The organism is Streptomyces sp. NPDC046821 (genome assembly GCF_040645335.1).
Classification (GTDB): Bacteria; Actinomycetota; Actinomycetes; order Streptomycetales; family Streptomycetaceae; genus Streptomyces.
In genome coordinates this window covers 41,452-53,373 of the sequence record NZ_JBEYYB010000014.1, presented here as the reverse complement: position 1 = coordinate 53,373, position 11,922 = coordinate 41,452, and the positions used below count along the sequence as shown (strand labels likewise).

Sequence of the window (11,922 nt, the reverse complement as noted above, 5' to 3'; positions counted from 1 at the left end):
GTCAGGCCCGCCGTCGCCCCAGCCAGTCCTCCGCGTACGCGACGGCGTCGGCGAGCGGGAACAGCAGAGCGTCGGCGGCTCCCACCCGGCCGCGTACGACCTGGCCGTCGCGCGAGAAGTCCGCCCCCAGCTCCTCGAACCCGGCGATGTCGAGGTCGACGTCGGTCACCGTCTCCCAGCGGCGCCCCTCGGGAGTGAGGACCGCGCGGCCCGTCTCGGCCCTGGGGGACGGGATGCGGTACTCGGCGAGATGGAAGCTGGTGCAGCTCGCGAACGTCGCGCCGAGGAGGAGCACGCGCGCGTGCCGCGCTTCGAGGCGGGCCAGCGGGCTGCACTCGCCCAGCGCGCAGTCCAGGGCGTGACCGTCGGTGATCTCGGCGGCGAGTGGGCCGACGGCCGCGAACGAGGTCTGGGGGTGCGCGCTGCGCAGAGCTCCGGGCCAGCGGCGCACCGTCTCCGGTATGACGCCCATGCCGGAGGTCGGCGTGAGCGCAGGCTCGTACGCGGGCATGGACGCGCGGATCTCGGGCCACCACGCCTCGGGCACCGGCGGCCTGCTCCACTCGGCCGGGTCGGAATTGCTCGCGGTGTGGGTGGGGACGGTGAGCGTCCCTTCGGGGCCAAGCACGTCGAGCAGGCCCTGGACGGCGGCGACGGCGCCTCCGCAGACCCACCCGAGTGAGCTCAGCGAGGAGTGGAGGAGGAGCGTCTCACCCGGTCGGACGCCGAGTGTGCGGAGATCCGCGGTGAGTGTGCCGCGTGTGACAAGTGGGCCGGTGGGAGCGGGTGTGGGCATGGGCGGGAGTGTCCTCGCCGGAGCGCCCGGATGCCACCGAATTGATCGATCAAAGATCGTTTCCGCAGGTCACCTTAGGTAGACCTAAGTGACGTAGGGCACCGGAGATCGTCGCGGACCGCGCTTGTCAGGCTCTGAGGAATTACGCAACAATGGCGTTGTGAAATACGTTGGCGAGGCTCAGGAGGCTCCCCAGGGAGCCCCGCAGGAGGAGATCGCGACCGGTGAGCGCTCGACGCGCAACCGGGTCGCCCGCTCCATCCTGGACCACGGCCCGTCCACCGTCGCCGACCTGGCCGGCCGCCTCGGTCTCACCCAGGCCGCCGTGCGCCGCCACCTGGACGCGCTGGCCGCCGACGAGGTCGTCGAAGCACGCGAACAGAAGATCTACGGAGCCCGCACGCGCGGCCGTCCCGCCAAGGTGTTCGCCCTGACGGACTGCGGCCGGGACGCCTTCGACCAGTCCTACGACAAGCTCGCCGCCGACGCCCTGCGCTGGATCGCCGAGCGCGAGGGCGGCGGAGAAGCCGTCGTCGCCTTCGCCCGCGCCAGGATCGCCGAGCAGGCCGGCGCGTACCGCGAAGCCGTCGAGTCCGCCGCCCCCGAAGAGCGCACCGAAGCCCTGGCGAAGGCGCTGAGCGCCGACGGGTACGCTGCTACGGCGCGAAGCGCACCGGTCGGCGAGCAGCTGTGTCAGCACCACTGCCCGGTCGCGCACGTGGCCGAGCAGTTCCCGCAGCTGTGCGAGGCGGAGACCGAGATCTTCTCCCAGCTGCTCGGCACGCACGTGCAGCGGCTGGCCACCATCGCCCACGGCGACGGGGTGTGCACGACGTTCATCCCCAAGATCGCCCCCAATTCCGATACCAACGCATCCGCAAGCACGGCCGGGAGGAACCCCGCATGACGCTCCCCATCGAGGAGACTGCCCACCCTGAACTCGAGGGTCTGGGCAAGTACGAATACGGCTGGGCCGACTCCGACACCGCCGGTGCCTCTGCCAAGCGCGGCATCAACGAGGACGTCGTCCGCGACATCTCGGCCAAGAAGTCCGAGCCGGAGTGGATGACCAAGCTCCGCCTCAAGGGCCTGCGCCTCTTCGACAAGAAGCCCATGCCGAACTGGGGCTCGGACCTGTCCGGCATCGACTTCGACAACATCAAGTACTTCGTGCGGTCCACGGAGAAGCAGGCGACCTCCTGGGAGGAGCTGCCCGAGGACATCAAGAACACGTACGACAAGCTCGGCATCCCCGAGGCGGAGAAGCAGCGCCTCGTCGCCGGTGTCGCGGCCCAGTACGAGTCCGAGGTCGTCTACCACCAGATCCGTGAGGACCTGGAGGAGCAGGGCGTCATCTTCGTCGACACCGACACCGCGCTGAAGGAGCACGAGGAGCTCTTCAAGGAGTACTTCGGCACCGTCATCCCGGTCGGCGACAACAAGTTCGCGTCGCTGAACACGGCCGTGTGGTCCGGCGGATCGTTCATCTACGTGCCGAAGGGCGTGCACGTCGAGATCCCGCTCCAGGCCTACTTCCGTATCAACACGGAGAACATGGGCCAGTTCGAGCGGACGCTGATCATCGTCGACGAGGACGCCTACGTCCACTACGTCGAGGGCTGCACGGCGCCGATCTACCAGTCGGACTCCCTGCACTCCGCGGTCGTCGAGATCATCGTGAAGAAGGGCGCCCGCTGCCGTTACACGACCATCCAGAACTGGTCGAACAACGTCTACAACCTGGTCACCAAGCGCGCCGTGGCGTACGAGGGCGCGACCATGGAGTGGATCGACGGCAACATCGGCTCCAAGGTCACCATGAAGTACCCGGCCGTCTACCTGATGGGCGAGCACGCCAAGGGCGAGACGCTGTCCATCGCCTTCGCGGGCGAGGGCCAGCACCAGGACGCCGGCTCCAAGATGGTCCACATGGCGCCCAACACCTCCTCCAACATCGTGTCGAAGTCGGTGGCCCGTGGCGGCGGCCGCACCTCGTACCGAGGCCTGGTCGAGATCGGCGAGGGCGCGGCCGGATCGAAGTCGAACGTGCTGTGCGACGCGCTGCTCGTCGACACGATCTCCCGCTCCGACACGTACCCGTACGTCGACGTCCGTGAGGACGACGTGTCCATGGGCCACGAGGCGACCGTCTCCAAGGTCTCCGACGACCAGCTCTTCTACCTGATGAGCCGCGGTATGACGGAGTTCGAGGCGATGGCCATGATCGTGCGCGGCTTCGTCGAGCCGATCGCGAAGGAGCTGCCCATGGAGTACGCCCTCGAGCTCAACCGGCTGATCGAGCTGCAGATGGAGGGCGCGGTCGGTTAATCACCGGCCCGCGGTCCCCATCAAGCCACTTACGTAAGAAAGCGAGCACGACGACAGCCATGGCTGAGGCTCAGAACATCCCGGTGGGTTCCACCACCGCCGGATCCATCGCGGTGGCCGCCGAGTCCACCGTCGCCACGCGCATGAGCGCGCCCCCGTCCTTCGACGTCGCGGACTTCCCCGTCCCACACGGCCGTGAGGAGGAGTGGCGGTTCACGCCGCTCGAGCGGCTGCGCGGCCTGCACGACGGCACCGCGGTCGCCGAGGGCGGCCTCCGCGTCGAGGTGACCGCCCCCGCGGGTGTCACCCAGGAGACCGTCGGGCGCGACGACGCCCGCGTCGGCAAGGCCGGCAAGCCGGTGGACCGGGTCGCCGCCCAGGCCTTCACGTCCTTCGAGAAGGCCTCGGTCGTGTCCGTCCCCAAGGAGACGGTGCTCACCGAGCCCATCCGGATCGCCGTGCACGGCGAGGGCGGTACCGCCTTCGCGCACCAGGTCATCGAGCTCGGCGCGTTCGCCGAGGCCGTCGTGGTCATCGACCACACCGGCGACGCGGTCCTCGCGGCCAACGTCGACTACATCCTGGGCGACGGCGCCAAGCTCACCGTCGTCTCCGTCCAGGACTGGGACGAGAAGGCCGTCCACGTCGCGCAGCACAACGCGCTCGTCGGCCGCGACGCCTCCTTCAAGTCCGTCGTCGTCACCTTCGGCGGCGACGTCGTCCGCCTGCACCCGCGCGTCAATTACGCGGGCACCGGCGGCGAGGCCGAGCTGCTCGGCCTGTACTTCACCGACAAGGGCCAGCACCAGGAGCACCGCCTCCTCGTCGACCACGACGCCCCGCACTGCAAGTCGAACGTCGTGTACAAGGGCGCCCTCCAGGGCCAGGACGCGCACGCCGTGTGGATCGGTGACGTCCTCATCGAGGCCTCCGCCGAGGGCACCGACACGTACGAGATGAACCGCAACCTCGTGCTGACCGACGGCGCCCGTGTGGACTCGGTCCCGAACCTGGAGATCGAGACCGGCGAGATCGTCGGCGCCGGCCACGCCTCCGCGACCGGCCGCTTCGACGACGAGCAGCTCTTCTACCTGCGCTCGCGCGGTATCTCTGCCGAGGACGCCCGCCGCCTGGTGGTGCGCGGCTTCTTCGCCGAGCTGGTCCAGCAGATCGGTCTCCCGGACGTCCAGGAGCGCCTGCTGGCCAAGATCGAGGCCGAGCTGGAGGCTTCGGTCTGATGGCGGCCTTCGTACGCGCCTGTGGGCTGAGCGAGCTGGAGGAGGACACCCCGAAGCGGGTGGAACTCGACGGCACGCCGGTCTCGGTCGTCCGGACCGAGGGGGAGGTGTTCGCGATCAACGACATCTGCTCGCACGCGAACGTCTCGCTCTCCGAGGGCGAGGTGGAGGACTGCCAGATCGAGTGCTGGCTCCACGGCTCCGCGTTCGACCTCCGTACCGGTAAGCCGTCCGGCCTCCCCGCGACGCGCCCCGTCCCCGTTTACCCCGTAAAGATCGAAGGGGACGACGTGCTCGTCTCCCTCTCCCAGGAGTCCTGAGGCACCCATGGCAACGCTTGAAATCAAGGACCTGCACGTCACCGTCGAGGCCGACAACTCCACCAAGGAGATCCTCAAGGGCGTCGACCTGACCGTGAAGCAGGGCGAGACGCACGCCATCATGGGCCCGAACGGCTCCGGCAAGTCGACCCTCGCCTACTCCATCGCGGGTCACCCCAAGTACACGATCACCCAGGGCACCGTCACCCTCGACGGCGAGGACGTCCTCGAGATGTCCGTCGACGAGCGCGCCCGCGCCGGCATGTTCCTCGCCATGCAGTACCCGGTCGAGGTCCCCGGCGTCTCGGTCTCCAACTTCCTGCGCACCTCGGCCACCGCCATCCGCGGCGAGGCCCCCAAGCTGCGCACGTGGGTCAAGGAGGTCAAGTCCGCGATGGAGCAGCTCCAGATGGACCCCTCCTTCGCCGAGCGCAACGTGAACGAGGGCTTCTCCGGCGGTGAGAAGAAGCGCCACGAGATCCTCCAGATGGAGCTCCTCAAGCCGAAGATCGCGATCCTCGACGAGACCGACTCCGGCCTCGACGTCGACGCGCTGCGCCAGGTCTCCGAGGGCGTCAACCGCGTCCGCGAGACCGGTGAGGTCGGCACCCTGCTGATCACGCACTACACGCGCATCCTGCGCTACATCAAGCCCGACTTCGTGCACGTCTTCTCGGCCGGCCGCATCGTCGAGTCCGGCGGCCCGGAGCTGGCCGACAAGCTTGAGTCCGAGGGCTACGAGCAGTACACGAAGGGGGGCGCATCCGCGTGACACAGCTGCCGGGCCTCCTCGACACCGAGGCGATCCGCAAGGACTTCCCGATCCTCGACCGGGTGCTCCACGACGGCAAGAAGCTCGTGTACCTGGACAACGCGGCGACCTCGCAGACGCCGCGCCAGGTCATCGACGCGCTCAGTGAGTACTACGAGCAGCACAACGCCAACGTCCACCGGGGCGTGCACGTGCTCGCCGAGGAGGCCACGGCGCTGTACGAGGGTGCCCGTGACAAGGTCGCGGCCTTCATCAACGCGCCGAGCCGCGACGAGGTCATCTTCACGAAGAACGCCTCCGAGTCGCTCAACCTCGTGGCGAACATGCTGGGCTGGGCCGACGAGCCCTACCGCGTGGACCACGAGACCGAGATCGTCATCACGGAGATGGAGCACCACTCCAACATCGTGCCGTGGCAGCTGCTCTCGCAGCGCACCGGCGCGAAGCTGCGGTGGTTCGGGCTGACCGACGACGGCCGCCTCGACCTCTCCAACATCGACGAGGTCATCACGGAGAAGACGAAGATCGTCTCCTTCACGCTCGTCTCCAACATCATGGGCACCGTCAACCCGGTCGAGGCCATCGTGCGCCGCGCCCAGGAGGTCGGCGCCCTGGTCCTGCTCGACGCCTCGCAGGCCGCCCCGCACATGCCGCTCGACGTTCAGGCGCTGCAGGCCGACTTCGTGGCCTTCACCGGCCACAAGATGTGCGGCCCGACCGGCATCGGCGTCCTGTGGGGCCGCCAGGAGCTGCTCGAGGACCTGCCGCCCTTCCTGGGCGGCGGCGAGATGATCGAGACCGTCTCCATGCACTCGTCGACGTACGCGCCGGCGCCGCACAAGTTCGAGGCGGGTACGCCCCCGATCGCCCAGGCCGTCGGCCTCGGCGCGGCCGTGGACTACCTGAACTCGATCGGCATGGACAAGATCGCCCAGCACGAGCACGCGATCACCGAGTACGCGGTGAAGCGCCTGCTCGAGGTCCCGGACCTGCGGATCATCGGCCCCACCACGGCCGAGGACCGCGGCGCCGCGATCTCGTTCACGCTGGGTGACATCCACCCGCACGACGTGGGCCAGGTTCTCGACGAGCAGGGCATCGCGGTCCGGGTCGGCCACCACTGCGCCCGCCCCGTCTGCCTGCGCTACGGAATTCCTGCGACCACGCGAGCGTCGTTCTATCTGTACTCCACGCCCGGCGAGATCGACGCGCTGATCGACGGCCTGGAGCACGTACGGAACTTCTTCGGCTGAGGGGCTGGCTGAATCGTGAAGCTGGATTCGATGTACCAGGACGTCATCCTGGACCACTACAAGCACCCGCACGGGCGCGGTCTGCGCGATGGCGACGCCGAGGTGCACCACGTCAACCCGACGTGCGGTGACGAGATCACGCTGCGCGTCAAGTACGACGGCCGGACGATCAGTGACGTCAGCTACGAGGGCCAGGGCTGCTCCATCAGCCAGGCCTCGGCCTCCGTGCTGAACGAACTGCTCGTCGGCAAGGACCTGGCCGAGGCGCAGAGGATCCAGGAGACCTTCCTGGAGCTGATGCAGTCCAAGGGCAGGGTCGAGCCCGACGACGCGATGGAGGAGGTGCTGGAGGACGCGGTCGCGTTCGCCGGTGTCTCCAAGTACCCGGCACGAGTCAAGTGCGCCCTCCTGAGCTGGATGGCGTGGAAGGACGCGACGGCCCAGGCCTTCGCGGAGGAGGCGAAGACCGTATGACTGACAGCACGGCAGTGGAGATGAAGCCGGCCTCCGAGGAGGAGGTCCGTGAGGCCCTGTACGACGTCGTCGACCCCGAGCTGGGCATCGACGTCGTCAACCTGGGCCTGATCTACGGCATCCACATCGACGACGCCAACATCGCCACGATCGACATGACGCTCACGTCCGCGGCCTGCCCGCTGACCGACGTCATCGAGGACCAGGCGAAGTCGGCCACCGACGGCATCGTCAACGAGCTCCGGATCAACTGGGTCTGGATGCCGCCGTGGGGCCCGGACAAGATCACGGACGAGGGCCGCGAGCAGCTCCGCGCGCTCGGCTTCAACGTCTGACCCGTAGTACTCGAACGCATTACGGCCCCCTGTGCTCAGGCACAGGGGGCCGTAATGCGTTCAGTCGCTGATCGCTAGCTTCCGTTGCGGGCCGCGAGCTCCAGGGTGTGGGCCAGGCCCTCCCTGCGGATGCGCTGGTCTATGTAGAGCAGCGACGTGACGAGCGGCCCGAAGACCGCGCTCACCAGCTGCACCACGAGGTTGGCGATCATGGACAGCGCCATCACGAGGCCCAGGGTCGGCATCATCGTGCGGAGCACCTCGGCGGGGTCTGGGGACGTCCCGAACTGCGACGGCGTCGGGGTCGGCATCGCGAACTGCAGCGGGACGCGCACCGCCAGCGAGATGCCGAACACGATCACGCCGGCGAGCAGGATGATGCCGAACGTACGCCACCAGGCGCCCTTCACCAGGCGTGCCGAGCGGCGCAGCGCCAGAACCGGCCCGGCCTCCTCCAGTGTCGCGGCCGCCGGGGCGAACGCGAACAGGACGTAGATCCACAGGGCCAGCGGCACGACCACCAGCATGAGGAGGAACAGCAGGCCGATCGGTGCGGCGGAGTGGCCGAGCAGCGAGGCGAAGATCGCCACGAAGTAGGCGGCGACCAGGCCCGCCGGGACCGCCGCGATCAGGCCCATCAGCAGGCCGACGCCGAGCACCGAGGGCGTACGCGACCAGGCGTGCCGCCACACCGCGCCGAAGCGGGCCGGACGGCCGAGCACTGCCTCACGCAGCACCACCGTGCACGCGGACTGGATGAACGCCATGCCGACCATGAAAAGCACCATGACGACGGCCCACACCACGCCGAACGCGACTAGTACCGGCCGCACGCGGTCCCAGGAGAAGTGGGAGCCGTCGTGCACGAGCTGCCGTACGTCGTCCGAGACTGCCAGGAAGCCGAGGAAGAACGCGGCGACGGCGAGGACGCCGAGCACCAGGTAGACGAGGAGTACGGTGCCGAAGAGCGGCTTCGCGTGACGGCGCATCGTCTTGAACGCGCCGCCGAGTATCCGGTCGACGCCGAGCGGGGCGAGCGGGATCACGCCCGGCTGCGGCGGGGGCGGAGGCGGGGTCCAGCCGCCGCCCCACCCGTAACCGCCCGGCCCCGGCCCCGGGCCGTATCGGGGCCCCTGTCCTTGTCCCCACATGTCGCTCATCTTCGCCGTGCTCCCAGGAGTCGTTCGTCCCTGTGGCCCCCCACAGTGATCGCGACACCTTAGCCGACGCCTGTATGTACGCCCGTACACATCGATGCGTACACTCGTACACATGGGATACGTACTGCTTTCCGGCGCCATCGCGGCGGAGGTGGCCGCGACGACGGCGATGAAGTACAGCGAGGGTTTCAGCCGGCTCTGGCCCTCCGTGATCACCGTCACCGGCTATCTGATCGCCTTCGCGCTGCTCGCCCAGACCCTGAAGACCGTGCAGGTCGGCACGGCGTACGCGATCTGGGCCGGCGTCGGCACGGCCGTCATCGCCGGGATCGGGATTCTCTTCCTCGGGGAGGCGATGACCCTGGCGCGGATCGGGGGGATCGTTCTCGTCATCGGGGGCGTGGTGCTGCTCAATCTGGGCGGTGCGCACTGATGGCGCGGCGGTACGACCCCGAGCGGCGGCAGCGCATCATCGACGCCGCGATCCGGGTGGTGGGCGCCAAGGGCATCGCCGGGCTCAGCCACCGCAGCGTCGCCGCCGAGGCGGACGTGCCGCTCGGCTCGACGACGTACCACTTCCGCACGCTCGACGAGCTGCTGGTGGCCGCGCTGCGGCAGGCCAACGAGGGGTTCGCGAAGGCGGTCGCGGGCAGCGCCGTCTTCGAGGTGCCACGCTCCCGGCTCGCCGCGGGCCTCGCCGCGGTCCTCGGCGAATGGCTCGCCGGCGACCGCACGGGCGTCGAGCTGGAGTACGAGCTGTATCTCGCGGCCCTGCGCAGGCCCGCGCTGCGGTCGGTCGCCGCCGAGTGGGGCGACGACCTGGCTCACCAGCTCGCCCGCCGCACCGACCCGGTCACCGCACGGGCACTCGTCGCCCTGATGGACGGCATCTGCCTTCAGGTGTTGCTGACGGATGGGGTGTACGACGAGGGGTACGCGCGGGAGATGCTGGCGCGGGTCATCGACGGGGGGCCGGGGGCCGACCCGGGGCCGGGGGCGGCCTCCGGTGTCGACACGGGGCCGTGGGAGGCCTCCGGTGTTGACCCGGGACCGGCGGAGGCCTCCGGTGCTGATCCGGGGCCGGGGGAGGCCTCCGGTGTCGACCCGGGTGGCCGGCCTGGGGAGTCGGCCGCTTAGCGGCGTACGTCCCGCCCCAAACGCCCGCCCCGCCCGGCACCTGAGACACCGGGCGTACCGGTTCGCCCCCGCGGTGCCCCTGCGGTTAGGTTTCACTCATGTCTGACTCTCCCGCCCCCGCCACCGCTCAGCGCACCACCGGCGCCGTCGCCGCAGGTCTCGCCACGCTCACCGCCGACGGCACCGTCCTCGACACCTGGTTCCCCGCGCCGTCCCTCCAGGACGCGCCGGGCCCGGCCGGCACCGAGCGGCTCTCCGCGGAGCAGGCCGCCGAACTGCTCGGCGAAGGCGCCGCGAAGGCCATCGGCACCGACGCCCGCCGCGGCGTGGAGACCGTCGCCGTCCGCACGGTCATCGCCTCGCTCGACGACAAGCCGCTGGACGCGCACGACGCCTACCTGCGCCTCCACCTCCTCTCGCACCGCCTGGTGAAGCCGCACGGCCAGAACCTGGACGGCGTCTTCGGCCTCCTCGCCAACGTCGCGTGGACCTCGCTCGGCCCGGTCGCCGTCGACGACGTCGAGAAGGTCCGCCTCAACGCCCGCGCCGAGGGCCTGCACCTCGCCGTGACGTCCATCGACAAGTTCCCGCGGATGACGGACTACGTCGCCCCCAAGGGCGTGCGCATCGCCGACGCCGACCGCGTCCGCCTCGGCGCGCACCTGGCCGAGGGCACCACGGTCATGCACGAGGGCTTCGTCAACTTCAACGCCGGCACGCTCGGCACGTCGATGGTCGAGGGCCGCATCTCCGCGGGCGTCGTCGTGGGCGACGGCTCCGACATCGGCGGCGGCGCGTCCACCATGGGCACGCTGTCCGGCGGCGGCAACGTCCGCATCACGATCGGCGAGCGCTGCCTCGTCGGCGCGGAGGCGGGCGTCGGCATCGCCCTCGGCGACGAGTGCGTCGTCGAGGCCGGCCTCTACGTCACCGCCGGCACGCGCGTCACGATGCCCGACGGCGAGATCGTCAAGGCCCGCGACCTGTCCGGCGCCTCGAACATCCTCTTCCGCCGCAACTCGGTCACCGGCGCCGTCGAGGCCCGCCCGAACAACGCGGTCTGGGGCGGCCTCAACGAGATCCTGCACAGCCACAACTGACGTTCTCCGCTTGAACGTTGAGCGCCCTTCCCCGGCCCGTGTGGCCGGGGAAGGGCGCTTTCGCGTGTTCAGCTTGTGGCGGTCAGCGCCTCGAACGCCGTGAGCAGAGTGGCGGTCGTCTCCGGGGAGGCCGGGCGTAGCGGTGCGCGGACCGGGCCCGCCGGGAGGGCGAGGGCGTTGAGGATGGCCTTCGCCGTGACTGTGCCCGGGAGGTCCGACGCCATCATCAACTCGAGCAGGGGCGCGGCCAGTTGCTGACGCCGCGCCGCTTCCCCGGTGTCGCCCGCGTCGAACGAGGACAGGACGGCACGCAGGGCGGACGGCGCCACGTTCGCGACCGTCGAGACGTAGCCCGCGCCGCCCACCGCGTACAGGGGGAGCGCGTACTCCTCGCAGCCCGCGTAGAAGGCGAGGTCGGTCGCGCCGAGGACCTTCTGCGTGCCGAGCATGTCGTACGCGCAGTCCTTGACGGCCGTGATCCGGGGGTGGGAGGCGAGGCGGATCAGGGTGGCCGGTTCGATGCGGGTGCCGGTGCGGCCCGGGATGTCGTACAGCATCAGCGGCAGTCCGGACGCGTCCGCGATCTCGCGGAAGTGGGCCTCCAGGGCATCCTGCGGCGGGCGGCTGTAGTACGGGCTGACGACCAACAGGCCGTCCGCGCCCGCCTGTTCGGCGTCGGCGGCCAGCTTCATCGTGTGCCGGGTGTCGGCGGTGCCGACGCCCGCGACGACCGGGACCCGCTCCCCGACCGCCTCCTTCACCACCCGCACGAGCGTCGCCTTCTCGTCGTCCGACGTCGTGGGGGACTCGCCCGTCGTGCCGGACAGGACGAGGCCGTCGCAGCCGTCGGCGACCAGGCGGGCCGCCAGGCGCTGCGCGCCGTCCGTGTCCAGGGCGCCGTCGGCGGTGAACGGCGTGACCATCGCGCACAGGGCGCGGCCGAAGGGCGGCGGGTGCGGGGCGCTGGAGAGGCTCATACGGGGAGTGTCGGCGCCGTGACCGTACAGCT

13 protein-coding genes and 1 pseudogene are annotated in these 11,922 nt (G+C 69.9%); 11 read left to right on the top strand and 3 right to left on the bottom strand.

Features of this window, described 5'->3' with window-relative positions; translation table 11 throughout:
• Position 1 precedes the first annotated feature (1 nt).
• Positions 2-796, bottom strand: a complete 795-nt coding sequence (locus ABZ893_RS27500) for an AAC(3) family N-acetyltransferase (protein WP_361408473.1) — start codon at positions 794-796, stop codon at positions 2-4.
• Positions 797-956: 160 nt separating this feature from the next.
• Between ABZ893_RS27500 and ABZ893_RS27495 the strand changes: the two genes are divergently transcribed.
• From ABZ893_RS27495 to ABZ893_RS27460, 8 genes are read left to right on the top strand one after another with little or no spacing between them, the layout of a single operon-like run.
• Positions 957-1,703 (top strand): metalloregulator ArsR/SmtB family transcription factor, encoded by a 747-nt coding sequence (locus ABZ893_RS27495; protein ID WP_361408470.1) that lies wholly within the window; start codon positions 957-959, stop codon positions 1,701-1,703.
• A complete protein-coding gene (gene sufB / locus ABZ893_RS27490) occupies positions 1,700-3,124 on the top strand; it encodes a Fe-S cluster assembly protein SufB (protein ID WP_361408467.1) in 1,425 nt (474 codons plus the stop codon). Before ABZ893_RS27495 ends, sufB begins: the two co-directional genes overlap by 4 nt.
• Positions 3,125-3,183: 59 nt before the next feature.
• Positions 3,184-4,362: a Fe-S cluster assembly protein SufD gene (gene sufD / locus ABZ893_RS27485; protein WP_361408464.1), complete on the top strand. Its 1,179-nt coding sequence runs from the start codon at positions 3,184-3,186 to the stop codon at positions 4,360-4,362.
• Positions 4,362-4,682, top strand: coding sequence for a non-heme iron oxygenase ferredoxin subunit (locus ABZ893_RS27480; protein WP_361408461.1), 321 nt, complete (start codon positions 4,362-4,364; stop codon positions 4,680-4,682). The genes sufD and ABZ893_RS27480 overlap by 1 nt, the downstream gene beginning before the upstream one ends.
• Positions 4,683-4,689: 7 nt before the next feature.
• Positions 4,690-5,454: a Fe-S cluster assembly ATPase SufC gene (gene sufC / locus ABZ893_RS27475; RefSeq protein ID WP_361408458.1), complete on the top strand. Its 765-nt coding sequence runs from the start codon at positions 4,690-4,692 to the stop codon at positions 5,452-5,454.
• Complete coding sequence (locus ABZ893_RS27470) at positions 5,451-6,707, top strand: cysteine desulfurase (protein ID WP_361408455.1); 1,257 nt, start codon at positions 5,451-5,453, stop codon at positions 6,705-6,707. The genes sufC and ABZ893_RS27470 overlap by 4 nt, the downstream gene beginning before the upstream one ends.
• A gap of 15 nt (positions 6,708-6,722) precedes the next feature.
• Positions 6,723-7,181: a Fe-S cluster assembly sulfur transfer protein SufU gene (gene sufU, locus ABZ893_RS27465; protein WP_361408453.1), complete on the top strand. Its 459-nt coding sequence runs from the start codon at positions 6,723-6,725 to the stop codon at positions 7,179-7,181.
• A complete protein-coding gene (locus ABZ893_RS27460; RefSeq protein WP_361408450.1) occupies positions 7,178-7,516 on the top strand; it encodes a metal-sulfur cluster assembly factor in 339 nt (112 codons plus the stop codon). Before sufU ends, ABZ893_RS27460 begins: the two co-directional genes overlap by 4 nt.
• A 74-nt stretch (positions 7,517-7,590) precedes the next feature.
• Here the strand turns inward: ABZ893_RS27460 and ABZ893_RS27455 are convergent, their stop codons facing one another.
• Positions 7,591-8,676, bottom strand: a complete 1,086-nt coding sequence (locus tag ABZ893_RS27455) for an oxidoreductase (protein WP_361408448.1) — start codon at positions 8,674-8,676, stop codon at positions 7,591-7,593.
• 112 nt (positions 8,677-8,788) lie between these two features.
• Between ABZ893_RS27455 and ABZ893_RS27450 the strand changes: the two genes are divergently transcribed.
• The 3 genes and pseudogenes from ABZ893_RS27450 (at position 8,789) to dapD (ending at position 10,913) form a co-directional block, all read left to right on the top strand.
• Complete coding sequence (locus ABZ893_RS27450; protein WP_361408445.1) at positions 8,789-9,109, top strand: multidrug efflux SMR transporter; 321 nt, start codon at positions 8,789-8,791, stop codon at positions 9,107-9,109.
• Positions 9,109-9,639 (top strand): annotated as a pseudogene (locus ABZ893_RS27445) (TetR family transcriptional regulator); the annotation flags it as partial. The gene ABZ893_RS27450 and the pseudogene ABZ893_RS27445, both read left to right, overlap by 1 nt.
• Before the next feature lie 272 nt (positions 9,640-9,911).
• Complete coding sequence (dapD, locus tag ABZ893_RS27440; protein WP_361408443.1) at positions 9,912-10,913, top strand: 2,3,4,5-tetrahydropyridine-2,6-dicarboxylate N-succinyltransferase; 1,002 nt, start codon at positions 9,912-9,914, stop codon at positions 10,911-10,913.
• A gap of 68 nt (positions 10,914-10,981) precedes the next feature.
• Here dapD and dapA read toward each other — a convergent pair whose 3' ends face one another.
• Positions 10,982-11,890 carry a 4-hydroxy-tetrahydrodipicolinate synthase gene (dapA, locus tag ABZ893_RS27435; protein ID WP_361408440.1) on the bottom strand — a complete coding sequence of 303 codons (909 nt, stop codon included), beginning with the start codon at positions 11,888-11,890 and terminating at the stop codon, positions 10,982-10,984.
• Positions 11,891-11,922: the final 32 nt, after the last annotated feature.

What these genes read in the sequence shown, in the direction of transcription:
- sufD (WP_361408464.1), top strand. Translation starts at nt 3,184, where the DNA reads ATGGCTGAGGCTCAGAACATCCCGGTGGGTTCCACCACCGCCGGATCC.
- ABZ893_RS27455 (WP_361408448.1), bottom strand. Translation starts at nt 8,676, where the DNA reads ATGAGCGACATGTGGGGACAAGGACAGGGGCCCCGATACGGCCCGGGG.
- sufB (WP_361408467.1), top strand. Translation starts at nt 1,700, where the DNA reads ATGACGCTCCCCATCGAGGAGACTGCCCACCCTGAACTCGAGGGTCTG.
- ABZ893_RS27500 (WP_361408473.1), bottom strand. Translation starts at nt 796, where the DNA reads ATGCCCACACCCGCTCCCACCGGCCCACTTGTCACACGCGGCACACTC.
- sufC (WP_361408458.1), top strand. Translation starts at nt 4,690, where the DNA reads ATGGCAACGCTTGAAATCAAGGACCTGCACGTCACCGTCGAGGCCGAC.
- ABZ893_RS27480 (WP_361408461.1), top strand. Translation starts at nt 4,362, where the DNA reads ATGGCGGCCTTCGTACGCGCCTGTGGGCTGAGCGAGCTGGAGGAGGAC.
- ABZ893_RS27460 (WP_361408450.1), top strand. Translation starts at nt 7,178, where the DNA reads ATGACTGACAGCACGGCAGTGGAGATGAAGCCGGCCTCCGAGGAGGAG.
- ABZ893_RS27450 (WP_361408445.1), top strand. Translation starts at nt 8,789, where the DNA reads ATGGGATACGTACTGCTTTCCGGCGCCATCGCGGCGGAGGTGGCCGCG.
- dapD (WP_361408443.1), top strand. Translation starts at nt 9,912, where the DNA reads ATGTCTGACTCTCCCGCCCCCGCCACCGCTCAGCGCACCACCGGCGCC.
- dapA (WP_361408440.1), bottom strand. Translation starts at nt 11,890, where the DNA reads ATGAGCCTCTCCAGCGCCCCGCACCCGCCGCCCTTCGGCCGCGCCCTG.